The organism is Allorhizobium sp. nf9_anc, from assembly GCF_056323085.1.
Genome location: NZ_CM150481.1, coordinates 1,852,599 through 1,876,530, shown reverse-complemented (window position 1 = coordinate 1,876,530; position 23,932 = coordinate 1,852,599). Strand labels below are relative to the sequence as shown.

The window sequence follows — 23,932 nt, the reverse complement described above, 5'->3', positions numbered from 1 at the left end:
GTGGGCAGCCAGACACTGCTTGGCATCGCGCGTCTGTCCCGCTTCCTCGATGAGAGCGGTCAGGGTGAAAACGTGGCCGTATGGCCGTTCGAGACGGGGTTTGCCGGCACCTTCGAAAAACCTGTGGTCTTCGCCGAAATCTACCCGTCGCTCTTTGCGCTGCCAGAGGGCGACGAGGTCAAGGACGCCCTTCAGGTGCGGACCGTTGCTGACACCTTTGCGCGGTTCGATGCGGATGGCCGGCTTGGCGCCTTGCTTGATCGTCCGGCGGTGCTGACGGATGACGAGGTGGCCGTTTCCATTGCGGAAGAGGGCTGGGTGCTCGGGATCGGGCATCGGGATCTGGTGATCACGGGCGAAGACGCCGAAGCGGCGCCACTCGACTACATCCGCGACCCCGCCGAAATCTACCGCCAGTCCTTCGCCACCATCCGCGACGAAGCCGATCTTGAGCGTTTCCCGACCGTCCTGCAGCCACTGGTCATCCGCCTCATACATGCCTGCGGCATGGTCGACCTTGCCGATGACGTCAGATGGTCGGACGGGGCCTTCGAGGCGGGTGCCGCGGCGCTTGAAAAAGGCGCGCCGGTCCTCGTTGATGTCGAAATGGTCCGCCACGGCGTGATCCGCCGCTTGCTCCCTGCGGAAAACGAGGTCCTCTGCCTGCTCAACGACGAGCGTGTGCGCCCGAAGGCAGCTGAGATTGGCAATACCCGCTCGGCCGCCCAGGTCGACCTTTGGGATGAACATCTCGGCGGGGCCGTCGTCGCTATCGGCAATGCGCCGACGGCACTCTTCCGCCTGCTGGAACGCATTGACGCTGGTGCGCCGAAGCCTGCGATCATCCTCGGATTTCCCGTTGGCTTCGTGGGTGCCGCCGAAAGCAAGGATGAGTTGATCGCCAATTCCAGAGGCATTCCCTATATCGCAGTCCGTGGTCGTCGCGGCGGCTCGGCCATGGCGTCCGCAGCGGTGAATGCCTTGGCAGGAGGGCTCGGCACCAATGTCTGAGCACGCGCACGGCCCCTGGCTCACCATCATCGGCATCGGCGACAACGGTCTGGAAAGCCTGACTCCCGAGGCACAGGCGGTCGTCTGGCAGGCGGAGACGCTCGTGATTGGAGAGCGGCTGGATGCAGTCATCGATGGCGCGAGCCTGCCCGGGCTGAAACGCATCCTCACCTGGGGTGCAGGTTTCCGCGAGACGCTGGCGCAGATCTTGAAACTGCGCGGCACGCCGGTAACGGTTCTCGCCACCGGTGATCCCATGCATTTCGGCATTGGTGCCACGCTCCGTCGATATGTGGCGGCTGAGGAGATGATGGTGCTCCCGAGCCCGTCCGCCTTCTCTCTGGCTGCTGCCCGGCTCGGCTGGCCGCTGCAATCGGTCACGCAGATCTCCCTGCATGGCCGACCGCTCGCTTTCCTCAATCGCCATGTCATGCCGCGCGCTCGCATTCTGGCGCTGACCTCGGATGCCTCCACCGTGCAGGCGGCCGCCGTGCTGCTCGCCGAGCGTGGCTTTGGCGCCTCGGTGCTGCATGTGCTCGAACACATGGGCAGCCATCGCGAGCGCATTCTGCGCATGACCGCGCTGGAAATGGCCGAGACGTGCCCTGCGATGTCGGACTTCAATACGCTGGCCATCGATTGCGCTGAAGACGGACCGCTTCTGGCACCGGTACCCGGTCTGCCGGACGAGGCTTTCCGCCACGACGGGCAGTTGACCAAGCGCGAAATCCGCGCCGCGACGCTGGCGCAACTGGCACCTTTTCCGAATGCGCTGCTCTGGGACGTTGGCGCCGGCTGCGGCTCGATCGCCATCGAATGGATGCGCGCGGGCATGGGTACGAAGGCGATTGCCATCGAGCCGAAACCAGAGCGGGTGGCGATGATCCGCGCCAATGCCGAAACCCTGGGCGTGCCGGATCTGGAGATTGTCGAGGGCCATGCGCCGGGAGCACTGTCCGGTCTCAAGCGCCCGGATGTCATCTTCATCGGTGGCGGCATTACCGGGGAGGGGCTGTTCGACACCTGCTGGTCAGCTCTGGGAGTAGGTGGCCTTCTGGTTGCCAATGCCGTGACGATCGAGGGTGAAGCGCGACTGGCGGAACTGCGCGGCCAGCACGGCGGTGAACTCGTGCGTATCCAGGTCTCGCGGGCGGCCCCGGTCGGGCGCTTTTGCGGCTGGAAGTCGCTAATGCCGGTCACGATGTGGACGGTTGTAAAGGGAGAGGGTGAATGACCGGAAAACTCTATGGCCTTGGGCTCGGGCCCGGCGATCCGGAACTGCTGACCCTGAAGGCGCATCGCATCCTGACGCAGTGCCCTGTTGTTGCCTATCCGGCCCCCGACACCGGCCCGAGCTTCGCCCGCCAGATCGCAGCCCCCTATCTGACCGCCGCTCAATTGGAAGTGCCGATCATCGTGCCGATGCGCGTCGAGCGCTTTCCAGCGCAGGATATCTACACGAAAGCAGCCGAGACGCTGTCGCATCATCTCGATGCCGGATCGGATGTCGCCGTCCTCTGCGAAGGTGACCCCTTCTTCTATGGCTCCTTCATGTATCTCTTCGAGCGCTTGGCGGATCGATATCCGACAGAGGTCGTGCCCGGCGTCTCTTCGATGATGGCCGCTGCCGCTGGCCTCGGTCGGCCGCTTGCAGCCCGCAACGATGTGCTGACGGTGCTCCCCGGTCCTCTGTCGGATGATGAACTTGCCGCGCGCATCGAGGCCTCCGGCGCCGTCGCGATCATCAAGCTCGGCCGTCATTTCGCCCGCATCCGCGCGCTGATCGAAAGCCTTGGGCTGACCGCGCAGGCTGGCTATGCGGAGCGCGTCAGCCTTGCCGAACAGAAGCTGACACCGCTTGCCGAGGTGGCCGAGGATACCGCGCCCTATTTCTCGATGATTCTGATCTACAAGGGTGAGGAGCGCTGGCATCCGGCACTCGCCAAGACGCTGGGAAGCGCGGTCTGATGACAAGCATCGCCGCATCCCCGGCCAAACCGGTCGTCGTCATCCTGAGTGAGGCCGCCGCTTCGCTGGGTCGCCGCATTGCAGCTGACATCGGCGGCGAACTGCATGGCGCTGCCGCCCGCGTCGAGGAGGCAGATCTGCGCTTTGCATCTGCCAAGGATCACGTGCAGGCGCTATTTGCCGGAGGCCGACCGATCGTTGCCGTGATGGCGTCTGGCGCGCTTATTCGTCTCCTCGCGCCGATTCTCTCCGACAAGCACTCGGAACCGCCGGTGCTCGCCGTCGCCGAGGATGGTTCATCCGTCGTGCCGCTGCTCGGCGGTCATCACGGCGCCAATGATCTCGCACGCCAGATCGCGACCGCCATCGGTGCCCATGCCGCAATCACGACGGCCGGCGACCTGAAATTTGGTGTAGCGCTTGATCAGCCGCCGGAAGGTTATGTGCTCGCCAATCCCGACAGGGCCAAGGCGGTGATGGCCGAACTTGTGGCCGGCGCTGGCGCCCGGCTCGAGGGTGCATCTGCGAACTGGCTAACCCAATCAAGACTTCCATTCCAACAAGAGGCCCGCGTGACGCTGACCGTGACCGACCAACAGAAGACCGCAGGCGAGCTGGAACTCGTCTATCATCCGAAGACGCTGGTGCTCGGCATGGGCTGCGAGCGGCATGCAAAGCCGGAAGAGGCGATTGCCTTGGCCGAGGAAGCGCTGTCCAAGGGTGGTTTCGCGAAGACAAGCCTCGCTTCCGTCTGCTCGATCGACCTCAAGGCCGACGAAACGGCGATCCATGCGGTGGCCGCCCATTTCGGCGTGCCTGCCCGCTTCTTCAGCGCAGCCACGCTCGAAGCCGAGGCGCCGCGTCTGAAAAACCCGTCCGAGGTCGTCTTTGCCGAAGTCGGCTGCCATGGCGTTGCCGAAGGGGCAGCACTTGCGGCTGTCGGCGCGTCCGGCGAACTCCTTGTCGAGAAGATCAAGTCCAAGGGGGCCACAGCCGCGATTGCGAGGGCCGCTGATGTCGTCGACCCGAAGACGACGGGCCGTGCCCGCGGCACGCTTTTCGTCGTCGGCATCGGCCCAGGCTCGGAAGGCTGGCGGTCGCCCGAGGTCTCGCGCATGGTCCAGGCCTCCACGGATCTCGTCGGCTACTCGCTCTATCTCGACCTGCTCGGCCCACTCGCCGACGGCAAGACCCGCCACGATTTCGATCTCGGCAAGGAAGAGGCCCGCGTCGTGCATGCCATGGAGCTGGCGGGTGAGGGCAAGACGGTGGCGCTGGTCTGCTCGGGTGACGCCGGCATCTACGCCATGGCGACGCTGGTCTTTGAACTCTTTGACAAGGGGGGCATCACGGATGGCGCGAGCCGTATCGAAGTCCAGGTCTCGCCCGGCATTTCCGCGCTGCAGGCTGCCGCTGCCCGCATCGGTGCGCCGCTCGGCCATGACTTCTGCACCATCTCGCTGTCGGACCTTCTGACACCCTGGGAGCATATCCAGCGCCGGGTGAAGGCAGCAGGCGAGGGCGATTTCGTCATCGCCTTCTACAATCCTGTCTCGATGAAGCGCCGGACGCAACTGGCCTATGCCCGTGACGAACTTCTCAAGTATCGCCCGGCCTCGACGCCCGTCATTCTCGCCACCAATCTTGGTCGCGAGGGTGAAAACGTGCGCACCGTGCCGCTCGGAGAATTGAATGTCGACGACGTCGACATGCTGACCGTGGTGGTCGTCGGTTCGTCCGAGAGCCGGACGGTGACGACCGGCGACGGCAAGACCTGGGTCTACACGCCGCGCGGTTACTCGGGCAAGGCAGACACTGGCATGAAGGGCAACTGAGAGCCCCTCATCCGGCTGCCGCCACCTTCTCCCCGCATGCGGGGAGAAGGCCGATGCGGCCGGCGTCTTGCCACTTCTCCCCGCTCGCGGGGAGAAGGTCCCGGCAGGGGGATGAGGGGCAGCTAGTTTGCCATTGAGTTGAAGAGGAAGAACACATGACCGTTTATTTCATCGGCGCTGGGCCCGGAGCCCCCGATCTCATCACCGTGCGTGGCCTGCGCCTCATCGAGCGCTGCCCGGTCTGCCTCTATGCAGGCTCGCTTGTGCCGGAAGAGATCGTCGCGGCTGCACCGGAGGGTGCGATCGTCAAGGACACCGCCCCGATGCATCTCGACGAGATCGTCGCGGATATGGTGGCAGCCCATGAACGCGGCGAGGATGTCGCGCGCGTACATTCCGGCGATCCTTCGATCTATGGTGCCATTGCCGAACAGATGCGCCGGCTCGATGCGGCGGGCATTCCCTATGATGTCGTTCCGGGCGTCCCGGCTTTTGCGGCGACCGCCGCACGGCTGAAGACCGAGCTGACGCTTCCCGAGATCGCCCAGACCGTCATCGTCACGCGCACCGAGATGAAGGCATCCTCGATGCCGGAATTCGAGACGCTGGAGATCCTCGGGAAGTCGCGCGCGACGCTTGCGATCCACCTCTCGATCCGCAATCTCGCGCATATCCGGGATACGCTGACGCCCTACTACGGCGAGGATTGCCCTGTCGTAATCGCCTATCGCTCCACCTGGCCGGATGAACTCTTCATCCGCACCACCTTGAAGGATATGGGCGAAGAGGTGCGCAAGGCGAAAATCACCCGCACAGCTTTGATCTTGGTCGGCAAGGTCTTCGGCCATGTCGAGTTCCGCGACAGCGATCTCTACAATTCCGATTTCAGCCATGTCTTGAGAAACGTCGGCAAAAAGAAGAAGGCAGCCGGCTGATACCCGGTCTTCCCGCCGTCACGCTTCGGGTCTATCGTCCGACGCGCTCGGCGGACGCCGAACAACAACAACAAGAAAAGGATTTCCCCCATGCACAAGGTCATCTTTGACACGGATCCCGGCGTCGACGACGCCATGGCGCTTCTCTTCCTGCACCATCATCCGGAGATCGACCTCCTCGGCATCACCACGGTCTTTGGCAATGCCGAGATCGACGTGACCACGCGCAACGCGCTCTTCCTGAAACGCGAATGGAAGATCGATTCACCAGTTGCCCGCGGCGCTGGTGAGACCTTCATTCCGCATCGCGTCAGCCACGAGCCGCCGAAATTCATCCATGGCGATGACGGTCTCGGCAATATCGGCGTGCCCGAGGTGACGGACGTCCATCCCGACCCGCGCCCGGCCCATCGCTTTATCGTTGAGACGGTCCGTGCCAATCCGGGCGAGGTGACGATCGTTGCCGTTGGCCGCATGACCAATCTCGCCAATGCGCTGAAGGAAGACCCCGAGATCGTCAATCTGGTAAAGGAGATCGTCATCATGGGCGGCGCCTTTGACGTCAACGGCAACGTGACGCCGGCGGCCGAAGCCAATATCCATGGCGACCCGGAAGCAGCAGACGTGGTGATGACGGCAAAATGGCCTGTCGTGGTCGTTGGTCTCGACGTGACGATGCAGACGGTGATGACACGTTCGCAGCTCGCCGACATCAGGGACGCCGCCGGCACCAGCCGCGCGCGCCTGCTCTTCGACCTCTCGCAGTTCTACATCGATTTCTACGAGGGCTTGGTCGATGACGGCATGGTCGTTCACGACAGCTGCGCCTGCGTCTATGTCGTCGCACCGGAACTCTTCAAGACCCGCAGCGGCGTGATCCGTGTGGTCTGCGGCGGCATTGCCGACGGCCAGACGATCCAGAAGCCGGATGGTCGCGGATTCGGTCCCTCCGACTGGGATGGTGACCTGCCAAGCCAGAAGATCTGCACCGAGATCGACGCGCCGGCTGTATTGAAGCTGATCCACGATGTTATCGTGGCCGTCCGCGAAGACTGAGCAGCAGCGCCGAGCAGACAAAGAAAAACCCCGGATCTGGGAGGAGATCCAGGGTTTTTCTATTTGGGATCCGACCGAAGTCGGGACCAATCAGCCGTTGACGGCGTGGCGGGCAACGCGACGGATGTCTTCGCGGCCAATGCCGAGGTCACGCAGTTCGCGGTCCGACATGCGGCCGAGTTCGGTGATGGTCTGACGATACTTGCGCCAATTGTTGAGCGAACGAGCGATGTTCATGGGGTCTACCTCTTTGGTGGTTTGGACCCGTCTGTGGGCCCCTTCGAATTTGTTGATCTGAATATATGCTGCGATGCGAAATCATTGAAGGCATAATGCGGCAGAGCACCCATGCGTTCTACGCATATCAATCGATTTAACTCATTGTTAACTGATGATTTTTTGTGCGGTTGCCTCAAATCCCATCGTGCGTTGCATTCGGGCAGATCATACGGCAGCCCGTAACGCAAGGCAGTCAGAAGTGGGGGAGAAGACAAAAAATAACGCTCACCGGGGGAGGAGGTCCGGTGAGCGTCATTTTTGCAGACCAACGACTGGGAGGAGGAGTGTCGTTGGCCAATCGATCCCGCTCTGGGAGGAGGAGTGAGCGGGTCGAAGAAGAAGCGCCAGAAGTTCCGTCGCTCTGTTGAGAATGAATATAGGCGACACGTACGACTTTGTGCAGTGCAAAAAGAGCATGGAAGGCATGCGGTTCTTGCATGGGCGGCTGGCCTCGTTGCTCCCTGTGCCTTGCGGCTTGTTTTTCTGCCTGTGTCGTTTCAGATTGCCTTCGAATTCAAGGGGGCAGGCAGATGTACAGAGGCAGGTTGAAACGCGACCTCGACGACTGGGTCAAGCGGGGGCTGATCGACGCCGCCACGGCCACAAGGCTGCTCGATGACGTGGATCGCCGCGGCTCGGGCTTCAGCATCGGGTCGATCCTGTCGATGTTCGCAGCTGTCCTGATCGCGGCCTCTCTGTTGATGCTGATCGCGGCCAACTGGGAGCTGATTCCCCGACTGATCAAGGTCGCCGGCATCATCGGTCTGATCTGGATCTTTCATCTGGCGGCACTGCTTGCCAGGAGCCGCGGCGCCGACCGCATTGCGGCGGCCTCCCTAGTTCTGGGGTCTGCGGCCTTCGGTGGGGCGATCGCGCTGATCGGCCAGCTGTATCACCTCTCGGGCGATACCTTTTCAGCCATGTTCCTGTGGTTTTCAGTGACCGCCGTTTCGGCAGCCCTCTTCCGGTCGGGCGCGCTGGCCGTGGTGACCGGTGTGCTCGCACTCGTCACTTTCGGCGGCGGTTTCGACAGTTTCGGTTGGGATGTCGGTAGCCATGGCCTTTGGGCCTGGTGGCCGCCATTCGGGGCGGCCGTGGTCTTTGGCCTGTCGCGCTGGACGGCAGCGAACCGAGCCAAGCATTTCGGCTACATGCTTCTCCTCGCCTGGATCTGGTGGATGGTCATACTTGAGCGGGGCGAGCTCCACGCCCTCGTCGTGGCCGTCGTCGCGACGCTTCTCTTCCTGTCACTGACGCTGCCGCGTTCTCCTCTAGCGGACCTGCATCGCAGGCTCGGCGCGTCTGCGAGCTTCTACACCCTGATCATAGCGATGAGCGGCTTCGCCTATGCGCAGGGAAGTGCCGTGGATGCGGTGTCTATCGCCGTGCTCGGCATCATCATTTTGGCCCTCTCGATTGCCGCCATCGCCCTGGATGGTCGTGACAATGGCGCGGTGCGTTTGCTTGCCTACGGGGCGTTCGCGGCGGAAATTCTTTACCTCTCCTACGAAACGATAGACAGCATTCTCGGCACATCTGCCTTCTTCCTCCTCTCCGGTCTCGTGGTTGCGGTACTTGCCTACGTGGTCATCCGCCTCGAGAAGCGCTTCTCCCGTCTTGCCGCAGAGGTGAAGTCATGATCGCCGCCAAACCCTTTGCCGCCGTCGCGCTTTTCGTTGCTCTCCTGCAGACGGCGATCCTCGGCTATATGATCGAGGGGCGCGCGGGCATCCTCAGATCGGGAACAGAGGTGCTATTGAAGACCGCGCCTGTCGATCCGCGTGATCTTCTGCGCGGTGACTATGTCATCCTCACCTATGACATCTCGACCATCTCTACGACCTCGGTCACCGGTCAGAAACCCGAAACTGGCGACGCTGAGCGGTTGCATGTCCGCCTGAAGTCGGGCACGGACGGATACTGGATTGTCTCGGAGGCATCCTTCGATCCGCTTCAGGCTGAAGAGGGCAGCGTGATCCTGCTTTCGATGCCTATCACGATTTACGACTGGGAGTGGCAGAACGCGGGCAACCTGACGGTCTCCTACGGGATCGAGCGCTATTACGTGCCTGAAGGTGAGGGCAAGCCGATCGAGGATGGCCGGAACCAAGGCCGGGTTTCGGTTGCGGTTCGTATCTCCGATACCGGGCAGGGGCAGATTCGCGCCCTGATGCTCGACGGGGAGCCACTATACGAGGAGCCGCTTTACTGAACCGTGCCAGTCGCTTGCTGAAATGCCTGTGAAGCGGGTCGCGAGCGCCCTGCAAGACTGTCATTTTTCCTTTGCGTGCGGGAAAACGGGTGTTATAGAGACGCGCGCTCCGGAGGGGCCATGCGCGAATGCGACATGCGCTTTTGGACGCGGGTATGGTGAAATTGGTAGACACGCCAGATTTAGGTTCTGGTGCCGCAAGGCGTGGGAGTTCAAGTCTCTCTACCCGCACCAGCTAAGCCGCGCGGGATCGACGAGAGAACACCGAGGTGTGGCTCCTGTCAGTCCGGCGCCGTTTTGCTTGGCAGATTGTTGACGAATTGCGACGCAGCCACGTCCGGGAAAATCAATTCCGGCGTCGTGCTCAGGGAAAACACCGGCTGTCCGAGCACGGCCGCCACGACATGAAGGTAAGAACATGCAGGTTATCGAAACGCTCGCTGAAGGGCTGAAGCGCGAAATCAAGGTCATCATTCCGGCCAAGGACATGGAACAGCGCATGAATGAGCGCCTGGCCGATGTGAAGGACAAGGTCCGCATCAACGGCTTCCGCCCGGGCAAGGTGCCGACCTCTCATGTCAAGAAGATGTACGGCAAGTCGATCATGGCCGAGCTCGTCAACGAGATCATCCGTGACAAGCCGTCGGCGATCCTGTCGGAGCGCGGCGAAAAGTCGGCGACCCAGCCGGAAATCGTCATGACCGAGGACGAGAAGGAAGCGGAAAAGATCCTGTCGGCCCAGGCTGACCTGGAGTTCACGCTGTCTTACGAAATCATCCCGGCGATCGAACTGAAGTCGGTCGATGGCATCAAGGTGACCCGCGAAGTCGTTGAAGTCTCTGAAGACGAGATCAACGAGCAGATCGAAAAGATCGCCGAGAGCGCCCGCACCTTCGAAGCGAAGAAGGGCAAGGCCGCTGATGGCGACCGCGTCACCATGGATTACCTCGGCAAGGTCGATGGCGAAGCCTTCGACGGCGGCAAGGACGAAGACGCAGAGCTGGTCATCGGCTCGAACCGCTTCATCCCGGGCTTCGAAGAGCAGCTGGTTGGCCTGAAGGCTGGTGACGAAAAGGTCATCACCGTAACCTTCCCGGCCGAATACCCGGCAGCCAACCTCGCTGGCAAGGAAGCGACCTTCGACATCACCGTCAAGGAAGTCGCAAGCCCGGCCAAGACCGAAATCAATGACGAACTGGCCACCAAGCTCGGCGTCGAATCGGTCGAGAAGCTGAAGGAAATCGTCCGCGGCCAGATCGAAAGCCAGTACGGCAACGTCACCCGCCAGAAGGTCAAGCGTCAGATCCTTGACCAGCTGGACGAGCTCTACAAGTTCGAATCGCCCTCGAAGCTCGTCGATGCCGAGTTCGAGAACATCTGGCGCCAGATCAACACCGATCTCGCCCAGTCCGGCAAGACCTTTGCTGATGAAGACACGACGGAAGAAGCGGCCCGCGAAGAATACCGCGCTCTTGCCGAGCGTCGCGTTCGCCTCGGCCTCGTTCTCTCCGAAATCGGCGAAAAGGCCGGCATCGAAGTGACCGAAGAAGAAATGCAGCGGTCGCTCTTCGCTCAGCTGCAGCAGTTCCCGGGCCAGGAAAAGCAGATCCTCGACTTCTTCCGCAACACGCCGGGTGCAGCAGCTTCCCTGCGCGCACCGATCTTCGAAGAGAAAGTCATCGACAAGCTGCTGGCTGAAGTCTCCGTCACCGACAAGACCGTGAGCAAGGATGAGCTCCTCGCTGACGACGCTGAAGAAGGCGACAAGCCGGCCAAGAAGGCTGCTCCGAAGAAGAAGGCTGCTGCCAAGGCTGAAGACGCTGCCGAAGGCGAAGAAGCCGCTCCGAAGAAGAAGGCAGCTCCGAAGAAGAAGGCCGCCGAAGGCGACGCCGAGTAATCTTCGTGCCTTATTGAACTTGAGAGAAAGCCGTCCTTCGGGGCGGCTTTTTCGTCTTTAAGCGATGGGGATGGGTCATGCAGATCAGGCTAATTCGCAGTGCGACGCTCACCGTCGATGTGGCTGGCAGCCGGCTGCTCATCGATCCCTGGCTTGCGGCCAAGGGCGAAGGGCGCAGCTATTCCGGCCGAGCTACCTCACCACTCGTAGACCTGCCTCTGACGGTGGTAGAACTGCTGGATGGCATCGATGCGGTCCTGATTTCACATCTCCATTCCGACCATTTTGACGAAGCGGCACAACGGGCGCTGCCGAAGTCCATCCCGATCTTCTGCCACGCCCGTGACCGGGATCAGATCGCCGCGATGGGTTTTTCCGATGTACAGGCAATCGGCGACGGGATGACTGTCGGGGGCGTCACCATTCGCACAACGGATGGCCGCCATGGACCGCCGGAAGTGCTGGACGATATGGGGGAGGTTTCCGGCTTTCTGATCAGCGCTGCAGGCGAGCCGACGCTCTACTGGGCGGGCGACACGATCCTCTGCCCTGAGGCGGAGGCCGTGTTGGCGCATGAAAGGCCAGATATCGTTGTGGTTCATGGCTGCGGTGCACTTTGGCAGGGCAAGGGGCCATTGGTGATGGATGGTCCGATGGTGCTCGATACCGTCAGGCTGTCAGTTCATGCGACCGTTGTCGTCACCCATCTCGATGCGGTCGACCATGCGACGGTCTCGCGCGCCGATCTCAGGCGCATAGCTGCTGCCGCCTCTATCGATAAGAGCCGATTGCTGGTGCCCGAAGACGGCGAGATCCTGAGCTTCTAACCGGATCAGCCCTCAGGACCGGCACGGGCCACACGCCGTTCCACCGACAAGAGACCGATCACGCCGAGCACGGCCAGCACCAGCCCGAGCCACGCCGATCCGGAATAGCCAAGGTAATGCGAGCCGACCGCGAAGGCGGCCGCATTGATTCCATTGCCGAGGAAGGAATTGATCGGCAGGAAAGCCGTGCCGAGGCCGGGGCGTCCGGGAAATAGATCCTGGAAATAGCTGAGCGGCAGCGCCAGCAGAGCTGCGGCAAAGGCCGCACCCGGCAGCGCCAGCACATAGATGTGCCAAGGCGCCGAGGCGAAACTGAGGGCTGCCATGTAGGCGCCATAGCCGAGTGCCGCAGTCACGATCATTCCAACAATGCCGTGGCGCTTGAGCAAATGCGCCCACATCAGCATGAAGGGGATCTCGACAAGTGCCGTCATGCCGGCGATCAGCCCGACATCGGCGGTCTTGCCGCCGAGCTGAAGCGTGAGGATGAGAGGCCAGACCGTGCCGCTAAGCCGCAAGGTCGAGGTGATCGCCGCGATCGAAACCATGCGGATCAGAACGTCGCGGGCGGCGAGCTCCTTGAGCGCCGCGAGAAAGCCGGGCGCCGAGGTGTCGCGGGCCGGCCGGCTGGGCGGGGCCTTCAGCACAAATGTCGCGCAGATGAGGATGAACAGGCAAAACAGCGCGGCGATCCCCCAGGCGCCGAGCATATTGCCGGACGCCCCGAGCGCCAGCCCAAGTCCCGCCGGCGTTATCACCCAGGCGGCAGAAACCACGGCGCGCAAGGTGCCGTTGATCGAGGCTGCATCCGCCGGTTCGATGTCGCCGGTTTCCAGCCGCGCGCTGGCAAACAGCAGCGAGCTGGTGGCGTAGAAGAAGGGCACGACCAGCGAGGTCGCGCCGAGGAAGACCGGGACAGAGGGAAACAGGTAGATGGCGCCGTAGCCGATGAAACCCAGCGCTGACATCGCCATCAGCATATGGCGCCTGTCACCCAAGAGATCTGAGAGAATGCCGAGCGAAACGCTGATGACGACGGCGGACACCGAGGAGACCAGAACGAGCAGCGAGAAAGCCTGATCGCTCATCCCCAGCGTGCCGATCGCGGTCACGGAAAGATAGGGGATCGTTGCCCCAAAGGCCGAGCCTTGGGCGAATATCATCAAGGACAAGACGAGCAATTGCGGACGGCCGGCAATCTGGCCGAAGGATGAAAACATGAGAGGATCTCTGCTGCAGCCGCAGCGAAAAATCGGCGGGGAGCCGGATGGTTTAAAGAAGACCATCCTGACATGAGTCGCGGCGCGACGTCAGCCGATCTCACGCAAGCCAGAAGCCTGCCGTCCGCAATTGGCTGCTTTTCGCTGGCTAGGGTTTACTCGGCAGCCCGCCGCTCAACCTTTTCCGTCTTCAGCTCGCCCATCCGGTTCCACGCGTCGAGCCCGGCGATCTTGTAGGCTTCAGCGAGCGTCGGATAGTTGAAGGTGTTCTCGACGAAATATTCGACCGTGCCTTTGAGATTGAGCACCGCCTGGCCGATATGCACCAGTTCGGTCGCACCTTCGCCAACGATATGCACGCCGAGAAGGCGGCGGGTCTTGAGCGAGAAGATCATCTTCAGCATGCCGCTGTCGAGGCCCATGATGTGACCGCGCGAGGTCTCGCGGAAATGCGCGATGCCCGTTTCATAGGGAATGCTGCGCTGGATGACCTCTTCTTCCGTGAGCCCGCAAGTCGAGATCTCGGGAACCGCATAGATGCCATAGGGGAAGAACTGTGGCGGTTCATGAGACGGCGCGCCGACGGCATGGCGAGCCGCGATCCGGCCCTGCTCCATCGAAGTCGAGGCGAGCGACGGGAAGCCCACCACGTCACCGGCCGCATAGATAGTGGGGACGGCGGTCTGGAATGTCTCGGGGTTGACCTTCAACCGACCACGATTGTCAGCTTCGAGCCCTGCGGCCTCCAGGTTCAGCGAATCGACCGCCCCGACGCGACCGGCAGCGAAAAGGACCATTTCGGCGGTCAGAACACGACCGTTCTTCAGCGTTACCCGGCACTTGCCGTCGACCTTCTCGACACCCTCGACCGTCTGGCCGAAGATCAGCTTCATATTGCGATCACGCAGCTGGTAGGTGAAATCCTCGACGATTTCCTTGTCGATGAAGTCGAGCATCGTGTCGCGTGGCTCGACCACGGTGACTGCGGTATCCAGCGCCGAAAAGATCGTCGCATATTCGATGCCGATAACACCGGCGCCAATGACGATCATCGAGCGCGGCAGTTCCTTGATCTCGAGGATTTCGTCGCTGTCGATGATGCTCGAACCGTCGAAGGGAATATGCGAGGGCTTGAAGGGACGGGTGCCGACGGCGAGAAGAACGGACTTGGCCTGCACCTGCAGCACCTCGCCATCTTCCTTCGTCACTTCGATCGTCTGCGCATCGATGAAGCGCGCCGTGCCGCGCATCTGCTGCACGCGGTTGCGGGAGAACTGATGCTCAAGCACCTCGACCTCGTGGTCGAGCGTGATGAGCAGGCGGCGGCGCAAGTCGTCAGCGTTGATTTCCTGCTTCACACGGTAGCTGCGGCCGTAAAAACCGCGCTCGCGCCAGCCGGTGAGGTTCAGGGCCGTCTCGCGCAGGGTCTTCGACGGAATGGTGCCGGTATGTACCGAGACGCCGCCGACGCGCGTGCCCTTTTCGATGACAAGAACCTTCTTTTCCAGCTTGGCAGCCTGGATCGCCGCACGGCGTCCGGCCGGTCCGCTACCGATCACGACGAAGTCATACTGGTTCATGAGGTGCCTCTGATTCGCCTGCCGCAATGCTGCAGTGCACATTATCAAACAGCAGTATGACAGGGCAACGTCACCGTTTCGTTATCATGCTGGAGCGGCGACAGGGTTGGGGCACCCCCGATCTGGGGGAGCCTTCAGCGCCTGGCCGTCAGATCAGCCGGAGGCCCTTAAGGCTCGCATGACCATCCTTGCCGATGATGATGTGGTCATGCACGGTGATACCCAGTGGCTTGGCGGTTTCGACGATGGTCCGGGTCATGTCGATGTCCGCCCGCGACGGTGTCGGGTCGCCACTGGGATGGTTATGCACCAAGATAATGGCGGTCGCAGACAGTTCGAGTGCCCGTTTGACCACCTCGCGTGGATAGACAGGCGTGTGATCGACGGTGCCGCGCCCCTGGATCTCGTCGGCAATCAGCACGTTGCGCTTGTCGAGGAAGAGAATGCGGAACTGCTCTGTCGTCTCATAGGCCATGGCGGCGTGACAGTAATCGATCACCGACGACCAGGATGACAGCACCTGCTTTTCACGAAGTTCGCTCTTCAGCATGCGCTGGGCGACATTGGCGATCAGCTTGAGGTCGAGCGCCACCGTTTCACCCACGCCCTTGACCTCCTGCAGCAAGCCCGGAGGCGCGCCGAGCACACCGGCAAGCGTCTGGAACCGCGCCAGCAAGGCCTTGGCGATCGGTTTGGTGTCGCGTCGGGGGATGAGCCGGAAAAGCAGGAGTTCGAGGATCTCGTAGTCGGCAAGGGCTGTCTCGCCGCCTTCGCGGAACCGACTGCGCAGGCGTTCCCGATGGCCAAGGTAATGCGCCTCTGGCTGCAGCGTGGCGCGTGTGGAGGCGGCCTTCGCCAGATTGCTCTCGCGCGCCGGCTGTTCGGCGAAGAAGCTGCGCTCGTCTGCGCCATCCATCATCTGCGCTTGGCCTGCGCCGAAGAGATCGCCGGCCGGTTGTGCTGCCGCGCCCTCGTGGCGCAAGGGTTCGTCTGAAAACGGAAGCTTGCTCGTCATGCCACCCCAATCCTGACCCTCATGGTCGAGCGGCTGAGCAGCCGCACGGATATAGTGACACGACTGCCGCCGTGCGCAAGTTCAAGTTGCGAAAGGCTGTGTCGGCGCTGTTGCCTCAGCCGAGGCCGGGCCGGTCGAGCCCTGTTGGCGAAAGGGTGAAGATCTCGCAGCCATTGGCTGTGACGCCGACCGTGTGCTCGTACTGCGCGGTCAGCGACCGGTCCCGGGTGACCGCAGTCCAGCCGTCGGACAGCACCTTCACATGCGGCTTGCCGAGATTGATCATCGGCTCGATGGTGAAGATCATGCCTTCACGCAGCTCCGGACCTTCGTTCGACTTTCCGTAGTGCAGGATGTTCGGGCTGTCGTGGAAGAGCCGTCCGACGCCGTGGCCGCAGAAGTCGCGCACGACCGAACAACGCTCGGCCTCGGCATAAGTCTGGATAGCTTCGCCGATTGCACCCGTGCGTGCGCCGGGACGCACGGCAGCGATACCGCGCATCAGGCACTCATAGGTGACTTCCATCAGCCGTTCGGCCGCCCGCTTGACCTGGCCGACCGGATACATGCGGCTGGAATCACCATGCCAGCCATCCAGCAGATAGGTCACGTCGATGTTGACGATGTCGCCATCGCGCAGCGGCTTGTCATCGGGCATCCCGTGACAGACGACGTGGTTGATCGAGGTGCAGACCGAATACTTGTAGCCGCGATAGTTCAAGGTCGCGGGCAGGGCGCCGTGATCGGCACCGAACTCGAAGACGAACCGGTCGATGGCGGCTGTGGTGACACCAGGCTTGACCATAGGCGCCAGCGCATCGAGGCAGCGCGCGGTCAACTGGCAGGCGCGGCGCATGCCTTCGAAATCGTCTGCGCCGTAGAGACGGATCGCGCCGGTGTTCTTCAGCGGTGCCGTCGCCGCGTCGATATAGGTGACCATGGTGTGGCTTTCGCAAGTTCTAATCTATGAGCTTTGGCCGTTCATAAACGACCGAACCCGTCTTCGTCTATCCGGATGAGGCTTTCAGGCACGATTTTGCCCTGATCGAGATGGCAGCGCACGGCATAGGCCTCCACACCGCGGGCAACCGCACGCGCAAACGCGCGGCCATAACCGGGATCGAGATCAGCGCAGATCCTGAGGCAGTCACAGTCGGCACGCTGGATGATGAAGAGCATCGCCGCCCGCTTGGCCTGATCGACGAGATCACCCATCTCATCGAGATGCTTGGCGCCGCGGGTCGTCACGCTGTCGGGAAACTCCGCAAGACCTGCCTCTCGGATGAAATGCACGTTCTTCACCTCGACATGCACGCTGCCCTTGGTTTCGTCCTCCAGCAGGATGTCGATCCGCGAATTGCGGCCGTAACGCTGCTCGCGCTTGAGCGTCCGGAAGCCCGCAAGCGGCGGCACGAGCCCGGCGAGGATTGCCTCTTCCGCGAGCCGATTGGGCAGGGCCGTGTTTACCCCGACGACCGTACCGTCCGCTTCGACCAGTTCGAGCGCATAGGCGTATTTCCGGGTCGCAGTATCATGACGCGAGAGCCAGATCCGCGATCCCGGTTCCGTCAGGCCGCGCATGGAGCCCGTATTGGGGCAGAACCCGGTGATTTCAGTGCCATCGTCGAGCACCGCGTCGAAGAGGAAGCGCTTGTAGCGGCGCAAGAGCCGGGCAGGGATGAGGGGTGGGGAGAAGATCATGGCTGTTTTCGCAGAGGCCTAAGCAGCCGGATCAGCATCGGGCTTGTTGATCGCCCAGGTCAGCAGTGCATCAAGGGCAGGGCAGAGCGCCTGTCCCCAGTCTGTCAGGTGATACTCCACCTTGGGCGGCACCTGATGATGGACGATCCGACGGACAATGCCGTCGCTCTCCATCTGGCGGAGCTGCTGGATCAACATCTTCTGTGAAATCCCCGGGATCGCTCGCTCGAGCTCCGAGAAGCGCAGCACGGCCCCACCGAAGAGTTGAAACAGGATCACCAGCTTCCAGCGCCCCTCGAGAATTCGCAGGACATTTTCCACGCCTTCGGCCCCGTCAGCCGGCGTCAGGAAGGCATCCTTACTTTTAAGTGGGTACCTTACTTTTTCGTCTGTTCTTGTCATTCTGCGAGCGTATAGCCATCTTCGTCTTCGAGCAAGCGCGCCGCTCTTTCGCAACTGAGAACGAAAGATCTGATCCCATGTCGAATACAATGACCGGGCCTGTAGAGGCCTATTTCGAAGGCAGAAATGCACGCGATTTTGCTGAAGCGCTTTCCGGATTTTCCGACAACGCCGTCGTCCGAGACGAAAGCCGCACACATCGCGGCCCGCAGGAAATTCGCGCCTGGATGATGGAGACCATAGCCGCCTACTATGACCGCTCCGAGCTTCTGAACGTTGAAACCGACGGTGACACCGTGATCGCCACGGCCGAAGTTTCCGGCAATTTTCCAGGCAGTCCGATCACCCTCCGCTATCGCTTCATGACCGAGCGCGGCATGATCACCAGCCTGGAGATCGCCCCATAACCGTGCCGTTCAGGATCGACCCGCCGAGTTCGCCGGTGAGGTGCCAACATTGTGAGACAATCGAGCCGGGAAGGCTCTTCACCTCTCAAGGCTCTAGACCCTCGCCATAACATACCGTCCCGGCGCATCGCCGATCGCGTTGAGCGCGTCTCCGCCCGGCTTGCGGGCCGGGATGCGCTCGTCGGCGAGGTTCTCCACCCAGGTCTGCCAATGCGGCCACCAGGAGCCTGACGTCTCCTTGGCATTCGCCATCCAGTCCTCGTAGGTGCCGGCAACCTTCCCATTGGTCCAGAACTGGTACTTCTGCTTGTCGGGCGGATTGACGACGCCGGCGATATGGCCAGAGCCTGAGACGACGAAATCGACAGGACCACCGAACAGGCTGCTGCCGACGAAGACCGACTTCGCCGGTGCGATGTGGTCTTCCTTGGTTGCGAGATTGTAGATCGGGATCTTTACGTCCTTCAGCGACAGCGTCTTGCCGGCCAGCTGCATCTTGCCCTGGCTCAGCGTGTTGTTGAGGTAGCAATTGCGCAGATAGAAGGAGTGGTTCGCCGCCGCCATCCGGGTCGAATCGGAGTTCCAGTAGAGCAGGTCGAAGGGCATCGGATCCTGGCCCTTCAGATAGTTATTGACGAAATAGGGCCAGATCAGCTCGGAGGAGCGCAGCATGTTGAAGGCCGCTGCCATCTTCGAGCCGTCGAGATAGCCCGTCGACTTCATCCGCTCTTCGAGGTCCGACAACTGCTCCTCATCGACGAAGACCTTGAGATCGCCGGCAAAGGTGAAATCCACCTGCGTGGTGAACAGCGTGGCGCTGGCGATGCGCTTGTTCTTCTCCTGCGCATGCAGGGCAAGAGCCGCCGCAAGCAGAGTTCCGCCGACACAATAGCCGATCGCATTCACTTGTTTTTCGCCGGTCGCCTTCTCCACCGTGTCGAGCGCAAAATCGACGCCCTCGCGGATATAGGCTTCCCAGTCTTTAGCTGCGTGCCGCTCGTCCGGATTGACCCAGGAGATGACGAAGACCGTATGCCCCTGGTCGACGCACCACTTGATGAAGCTCTTCTGCGGATTGAGATCGAGGATGTAGAACTTGTTGATCCAGGGTGGGCAGATCAGGAGAGGGCGCTTCAGCACCGTCTCTGTCGTCGGCTCGTACTGGATGACCTCGCATATGTCGCTCTGGGCGATCACCTTGCCAGGCGTGATCGCCATGTTCTCGCCGACGGCGAACTTGCTGGTATCGGTCTGGCGGATCCTGAGATCCCCGCCGCCGGCGGCAATGTCCTCGGCGAGCATCTGCATGCCCTTGACGAGGTTCGCTCCGCTGCTCTGCACGGTCTCACGATAGAGCTGCGGGTTGGTCGCGACGAAGTTGGCGGGCGAAAGTGCTGCCGTGATCTGCCGCATATAGAAGTTCGCCTTGTGGCGCGTGTGTTCGTCGAGGCCACCGGCATCATTGACCATCTTCTCTGCCCACTGCGACAACACGAGATAGGTCTGGCGGAGGAAATCGAAGAAGGGATTGCGCTCCCAGTCCTCGTCGGAGAAGCGCTTGTCCTTGGGGAATGGATCGGCGAGCGGCTGTTCCGGCGTTGCGAATCGCGCCAGCGACCGGCTCCAGACGACGAAGACCGCGTTGAGCAGGTGGGTCTGCGCTTCGAGCGTCCGTTTCGGGTCGGACATCCAGTATTCCGCCACCTTGCCCATGATCTTCACGAGTTCGGCCACCGGCTCGGAAACGGGGTCGACGATTTCACCGGTTTCACGCGGTTTCAGCCAGACGGATGCGGCCTTGCCGAGGTTCTCAAGCGCCTTGGCGGCGTTGACGGCGAAGGCCTGCGGATCCTTGATGATATAGGGCTCGATCAGCTTCGGATCGAACGCGGCACCCGCCTCGGCCTCTTCCCGCGTCCTGTCCATGCCATCCTCCCCAGGATTGTTCTGGTGTCTTTTGTGTTTGCCTATCCTGCATGAAAACGACTACAAGTTCCAGCGATTGGCGCATAGTCTTTCGATGATGATCGACGGTGGCGCCCTTGAGAAATGTCAGTTTTGCGCGCGAACGCGGGCGGTCGGGGCCATGGTGCACAGCAAGTTCAATTTTTCGGGTTTCTCGGGCCGGGCGTTGATCGCCGCATTTCTGGCGACGATGGCGGGCGCCGGCTGCCAGTCGGCGCCACCTGCTACCCCGACGGTTGCCGCGGCCGCTGCAGCACTCCAGGTGAATGTCGAGGATCCCGATAATCCGGAAGCGCCTGCCGCCCGTCCTGCTTATGCCGACGGCTATCCGAACTTCGCCGGGTCGCTGAACGCCGCAAGCGTCCAGATGAGCAACGAGGAGGCGACCGCATTGCAGGCTCAGCTGACCTCGCTCGGTGCGGCCCGCAAGTCGGGCGCGATCTCTGAAGCTGAGTATCAGGCCAAGCTTGCGGAGTTGCGCAAGCTCGCGGCCCAGCACGGCGCGGAAACCCAGGCGCAGATCGCCAATTAAGGCTTGCGCTGGCGGCGTTTTTTTCGCAAAGCAACCGAGGCGTTTTTGACATAAAATTTCGTCGGCGATTCAGGCCTTGCGCCGGATTTGCGACAAATTTTCCTGCGAGCGCTCTGATTGAGATATCATCACGCGCATCCGGTTTTGCGGTTCGTTGCGGAGCGTGTGGTCACTGGGAAAACGAGCGCGCCTGCCGCGGTTTATGATCCGCGCGGTTTCAGGGGTTGAAGATGGAAGAGTTTCACAAAGTCCGGCGTTTGCCGCCCTACGTTTTCGAACAGGTCAACCGTTTGAAGGCGAGCGCGCGAGCCGGTGGGGCCGACATCATCGACCTCGGCATGGGCAATCCCGATCTTCCGACCCCGCAGGCGATTGTCGACAAGCTGTGCGAAGTGGTTCAGGACCCGCGGACCCACCGCTATTCTTCCTCCAAGGGCATTCCGGGCCTGCGCCGCGCCCAGGCGGCCTATTACGCCCGTCGCTTCAACGTGAAGCTCAATCCCGACACGCAGGTCGTGGCGACCCTCGGCTCGAAGGAAGGCTTCGCCAACATGGCGCAGGCGATCACCGCTCCCGGTGACGTTATCCTCTGCCCGAACCCGACCTATCCGATCCATGCCTTCGGCTTCCTGATGACCGGCGGCGTGATCCGCTCGATCTCGATCGAGCCGGACGAGACCTTCTTCCCGCCGCTCGAGCGCGCCGTGAAGCACTCGATCCCGAAGCCGCTGGCCCTGATCATCAACTACCCGTCGAACCCGACGGCGCGCGTGGCGAGCCTCGACTTCTACAAGGACGTCATCGCATTCGCGAAGAAGCACGACATCATCGTACTGTCAGACCTTGCCTACTCTGAGATCTATTTTGACGGCAATCCGCCGCCGTCGGTTCTCGAAGTGCCGGGCGCGATCGACTGCACAGTCGAATTCACCTCGATGTCGAAGACCTTCTCCATGCCCGGCTGGCGCATGGGCTTTGCCGTCGGCAATGAGCGCCTGATCTCGGCCTTGACCCGCGTCAAGTCCTACCTCGATTACGGCGCTTTCACGCCGATCCAGGTGGCTGCGACCCATGCGCTGAACGGCGATGGCTCCGACATTGCCGAAGTGCGCAGCATCTACCACCGCCGCCGCGACGTCATGGTTGAGAGCTTCGGCAAGGCCGGCTTCGAAGTGCCGCCGCCGGCAGCGACCATGTTCGCCTGGGCGAAGATCCCGGAGAAGTTCCGCCATCTCGGTTCGCTTGAATTCTCCAAGCTCCTCGTCGAGAAGGCTGATGTGGCTGTTGCCCCGGGCATCGGCTTCGGTGAAATGGGTGACGAATATGTTCGTCTCGCCCTCGTCGAGAACGAACACCGCATCCGCCAGGCCGCCCGCAACATCAAGAAGTTCCTGTCGACTGCCGACGAGACCATGCACAACGTGATTTCGCTCAACGCCCACCGTTGAGCCCACGTTGCGCCCCAGGCGGTCCCGTCAGGACCGCCTCACTTCCTTTTCGATGACGTCAGGAATGCCTCATGGCAAATGCCCTAAAAATCGGCGTGGCGGGTCTCGGTACCGTCGGAGCCTCGCTTGTCCGTATCCTCCAGACCCGCGCCAATGCGCTGACCGTCGCCTGTGGTCGCCCGATCGCCGTCACGGCCGTCTCGGCTCGCGACGCCTCCAAGGATCGCGGCATCCTGATGGATGGCATCACCTGGTATGCGGATCCGGTGGAGATGGCGAAGGACGCCGACATCGACGTCTTCGTCGAACTCGTCGGTGGTTCTGAAGGGGCAGCCGAAGACTCGGTCCGTGCAGCCCTTGGACGCGGTCTGCATGTGGTCACGGCCAACAAGGCACTTCTGTCGCGCCATGGCGTTGAACTGGCCAAACTCGCCGAGGAAAAAGGTCGCCTGTTGAACTACGAAGCGGCGGTCGCTGGCGGCATTCCCGTCATCAAGACCCTGCGCGAGTCGCTGACCGGCAACAATTTCTCCCGCATCTACGGGATCATGAACGGCACCTGCAATTACATCCTGACCCGGATGGAGCGTGAGGGCCTGTCCTTTACCGATTGCCTCAAGGAAGCCCAGCGCCTCGGCTATGCCGAAGCCGATCCGAGCTTCGACATCGAAGGCAATGATACTGCCCACAAGCTGTCGATCCTGACGACGCTGGCCTTCGGCTGCGAGATCTCGGCGGACAAGATCTATCTCGAAGGCATCACCAACATCTCGATCGAGGACATCCATGCGGCAGCCGACCTCGGTTACCGCATCAAGCTCCTTGGCGTGGCGCAGAAGACCGAAAGCGGCATCGAGCAGCGCGTCCATCCGACCATGGTGCCGCTCGACAGCGTCATCGCCCAGGTCGATGGCGTGACCAACGCGGTGGCGCTCGAATCCGACATCCTCGGCGAATTGCTGATGGTTGGCCCGGGTGCCGGCGGCAATGCCACGGCATCTGCCGTGCTCGGTGACATCACCGATATTGCGAAAAGCCGCCCGGGTGCACAGGAAGTACCCGTCCTCGGCCGTCCGGCCCATCTGCTTGAGCCCTATCGTCAGGCCGAGATGCAGAGCCATGAAGGTGGCTACTTCATCCGCCTGACCGTGCAGGACCGCACCGGCGTCTTCGCCAGCATTGCAACGAAGATGGCCGAGAACGCCATTTCGCTCGAATCGATCGTCCAGCATTCCAAGCAGCCTGTGACGCCGGATCGCCCGCAGACGATCATCCTCGTCACCCACGCGACGATGGAAAGCGCTGTCCGCAAGGCCGTCGGTGCCATCAAGGGCGAAGGTTACCTGATCGGCGAGCCGCAGGTGATTCGCATCGAACGCCCCAAAACCTGAACGGAACGGCACTCGGTGGCGCCCTCGGGCCCGCCGTTGAACCAGCAACGATGCCGGAATCGTCATTAGTCAGATGATTTCTGGCGGTTGCCCGCCTGGGCTCTCGCCAAAAGTCTAATGCGAGCGTAGTCTCCAGCTTCTATCGGGTCCTGGGGAGGAGTTCGTCGATGGGATTGGTAAAAGGCAGAGCGCCGTGGATTGAACTATCCGACGGCGTTCTGGACAGTGACGATCAATCGTCACGGTCTCGC

The 23,932-nt window shown here is 61.8% G+C and carries 22 protein-coding genes and 1 tRNA gene; 15 read left to right on the top strand and 8 right to left on the bottom strand.

From position 1 onward, the window contains the following. Positions 1 to 348 precede the first annotated feature (348 nt). The 6 genes from AC02Y0_RS08950 (at position 349) to AC02Y0_RS08925 (ending at position 6,805) form a co-directional block, all read left to right on the top strand. Complete coding sequence (locus tag AC02Y0_RS08950; protein WP_476384002.1) at positions 349 to 1,011, top strand: precorrin-8X methylmutase; 663 nt, start codon at positions 349 to 351, stop codon at positions 1,009 to 1,011. Beyond that, the gene (gene cbiE, locus AC02Y0_RS08945; RefSeq protein WP_476383549.1) at positions 1,004 to 2,245 is read left to right on the top strand and encodes a precorrin-6y C5,15-methyltransferase (decarboxylating) subunit CbiE; all 1,242 of its coding nucleotides are present in this window, start codon (positions 1,004 to 1,006) and stop codon (positions 2,243 to 2,245) included. The genes AC02Y0_RS08950 and cbiE overlap by 8 nt, the downstream gene beginning before the upstream one ends. Further along, positions 2,242 to 2,979 carry a precorrin-2 C(20)-methyltransferase gene (gene cobI / locus AC02Y0_RS08940; protein ID WP_476383547.1) on the top strand — a complete coding sequence of 246 codons (738 nt, stop codon included), beginning with the start codon at positions 2,242 to 2,244 and terminating at the stop codon, positions 2,977 to 2,979. Before cbiE ends, cobI begins: the two co-directional genes overlap by 4 nt. After that, positions 2,979 to 4,814: a precorrin-3B C(17)-methyltransferase gene (cobJ, locus tag AC02Y0_RS08935; protein WP_476383546.1), complete on the top strand. Its 1,836-nt coding sequence runs from the start codon at positions 2,979 to 2,981 to the stop codon at positions 4,812 to 4,814. Before cobI ends, cobJ begins: the two co-directional genes overlap by 1 nt. A 155-nt stretch (positions 4,815 to 4,969) precedes the next feature. Next, entirely contained in the window at positions 4,970 to 5,749 is a 780-nt protein-coding gene (gene cobM, locus AC02Y0_RS08930) for a precorrin-4 C(11)-methyltransferase (RefSeq protein ID WP_476383545.1), read from the top strand. A 90-nt stretch (positions 5,750 to 5,839) separates the two neighbouring features. Next, positions 5,840 to 6,805 (top strand): nucleoside hydrolase, encoded by a 966-nt coding sequence (locus tag AC02Y0_RS08925; protein ID WP_476383544.1) that lies wholly within the window; start codon positions 5,840 to 5,842, stop codon positions 6,803 to 6,805. Between the two features lie 90 nt (positions 6,806 to 6,895). On the opposite strand, the gene AC02Y0_RS08920 is transcribed toward AC02Y0_RS08925, so the two are convergent. Next, complete coding sequence (locus AC02Y0_RS08920) at positions 6,896 to 7,042, bottom strand: DUF1127 domain-containing protein (RefSeq protein WP_006728511.1); 147 nt, start codon at positions 7,040 to 7,042, stop codon at positions 6,896 to 6,898. A 572-nt stretch (positions 7,043 to 7,614) separates the two neighbouring features. Here AC02Y0_RS08920 and AC02Y0_RS08915 point away from each other — a divergent pair. From AC02Y0_RS08915 to AC02Y0_RS08895, 5 genes are all read left to right on the top strand, one after another. Further along, the gene (locus AC02Y0_RS08915) at positions 7,615 to 8,724 is read left to right on the top strand and encodes a DUF2157 domain-containing protein (protein ID WP_476383543.1); all 1,110 of its coding nucleotides are present in this window, start codon (positions 7,615 to 7,617) and stop codon (positions 8,722 to 8,724) included. Then, a complete protein-coding gene (locus AC02Y0_RS08910; protein WP_476383541.1) occupies positions 8,721 to 9,296 on the top strand; it encodes a GDYXXLXY domain-containing protein in 576 nt (191 codons plus the stop codon). The genes AC02Y0_RS08915 and AC02Y0_RS08910 overlap by 4 nt, the downstream gene beginning before the upstream one ends. Before the next feature lie 149 nt (positions 9,297 to 9,445). Beyond that, a tRNA-Leu gene (locus AC02Y0_RS08905) sits at positions 9,446 to 9,530 on the top strand. Positions 9,531 to 9,714: 184 nt separating this feature from the next. Then, positions 9,715 to 11,193: a trigger factor gene (gene tig / locus AC02Y0_RS08900; RefSeq protein WP_476383540.1), complete on the top strand. Its 1,479-nt coding sequence runs from the start codon at positions 9,715 to 9,717 to the stop codon at positions 11,191 to 11,193. 77 nt (positions 11,194 to 11,270) lie between these two features. Then, the gene (locus tag AC02Y0_RS08895) at positions 11,271 to 12,020 is read left to right on the top strand and encodes an MBL fold metallo-hydrolase (protein ID WP_476383539.1); all 750 of its coding nucleotides are present in this window, start codon (positions 11,271 to 11,273) and stop codon (positions 12,018 to 12,020) included. A 5-nt stretch (positions 12,021 to 12,025) separates the two neighbouring features. Here AC02Y0_RS08895 and AC02Y0_RS08890 read toward each other — a convergent pair whose 3' ends face one another. The 6 genes from AC02Y0_RS08890 to AC02Y0_RS08865 form a co-directional block, all read right to left on the bottom strand. Next, positions 12,026 to 13,240: an MFS transporter gene (locus AC02Y0_RS08890; protein ID WP_476383538.1), complete on the bottom strand. Its 1,215-nt coding sequence runs from the start codon at positions 13,238 to 13,240 to the stop codon at positions 12,026 to 12,028. 155 nt (positions 13,241 to 13,395) lie between these two features. After that, on the bottom strand, positions 13,396 to 14,820 hold the full coding sequence (gene sthA / locus AC02Y0_RS08885) for a Si-specific NAD(P)(+) transhydrogenase (protein ID WP_476383537.1): 1,425 nt from the start codon (positions 14,818 to 14,820) through the stop codon (positions 13,396 to 13,398). Positions 14,821 to 14,968: 148 nt separating this feature from the next. After that, positions 14,969 to 15,835, bottom strand: coding sequence for a RadC family protein (radC, locus tag AC02Y0_RS08880; protein ID WP_476383536.1), 867 nt, complete (start codon positions 15,833 to 15,835; stop codon positions 14,969 to 14,971). 115 nt (positions 15,836 to 15,950) lie between these two features. Beyond that, positions 15,951 to 16,775: a type I methionyl aminopeptidase gene (gene map, locus AC02Y0_RS08875; protein WP_476383535.1), complete on the bottom strand. Its 825-nt coding sequence runs from the start codon at positions 16,773 to 16,775 to the stop codon at positions 15,951 to 15,953. 41 nt (positions 16,776 to 16,816) lie between these two features. Next, positions 16,817 to 17,536 carry a DNA/RNA nuclease SfsA gene (gene sfsA, locus AC02Y0_RS08870; protein ID WP_476383534.1) on the bottom strand — a complete coding sequence of 240 codons (720 nt, stop codon included), beginning with the start codon at positions 17,534 to 17,536 and terminating at the stop codon, positions 16,817 to 16,819. A gap of 18 nt (positions 17,537 to 17,554) precedes the next feature. Next, positions 17,555 to 17,938, bottom strand: a complete 384-nt coding sequence (locus AC02Y0_RS08865) for a winged helix-turn-helix transcriptional regulator (protein WP_476383533.1) — start codon at positions 17,936 to 17,938, stop codon at positions 17,555 to 17,557. A gap of 77 nt (positions 17,939 to 18,015) precedes the next feature. Here AC02Y0_RS08865 and AC02Y0_RS08860 point away from each other — a divergent pair, with 77 nt between their 5' ends. Next, positions 18,016 to 18,345 (top strand): nuclear transport factor 2 family protein, encoded by a 330-nt coding sequence (locus AC02Y0_RS08860; RefSeq protein ID WP_476383532.1) that lies wholly within the window; start codon positions 18,016 to 18,018, stop codon positions 18,343 to 18,345. Between the two features lie 93 nt (positions 18,346 to 18,438). Here AC02Y0_RS08860 and AC02Y0_RS08855 read toward each other — a convergent pair whose 3' ends face one another. Then, entirely contained in the window at positions 18,439 to 20,271 is a 1,833-nt protein-coding gene (locus AC02Y0_RS08855) for a PHA/PHB synthase family protein (RefSeq protein WP_476383531.1), read from the bottom strand. 160 nt (positions 20,272 to 20,431) lie between these two features. Here AC02Y0_RS08855 and AC02Y0_RS08850 point away from each other — a divergent pair, with 160 nt between their 5' ends. From AC02Y0_RS08850 to AC02Y0_RS08840, 3 genes are all read left to right on the top strand, one after another. Continuing rightward, complete coding sequence (locus AC02Y0_RS08850; protein WP_476383529.1) at positions 20,432 to 20,842, top strand: SHOCT domain-containing protein; 411 nt, start codon at positions 20,432 to 20,434, stop codon at positions 20,840 to 20,842. A 230-nt stretch (positions 20,843 to 21,072) separates the two neighbouring features. After that, positions 21,073 to 22,290 carry an LL-diaminopimelate aminotransferase gene (locus AC02Y0_RS08845; protein ID WP_476383528.1) on the top strand — a complete coding sequence of 406 codons (1,218 nt, stop codon included), beginning with the start codon at positions 21,073 to 21,075 and terminating at the stop codon, positions 22,288 to 22,290. 71 nt (positions 22,291 to 22,361) lie between these two features. Beyond that, positions 22,362 to 23,681, top strand: coding sequence for a homoserine dehydrogenase (locus AC02Y0_RS08840; RefSeq protein ID WP_476383527.1), 1,320 nt, complete (start codon positions 22,362 to 22,364; stop codon positions 23,679 to 23,681). The last annotated feature ends 251 nt before the right edge of the window (positions 23,682 to 23,932 follow it).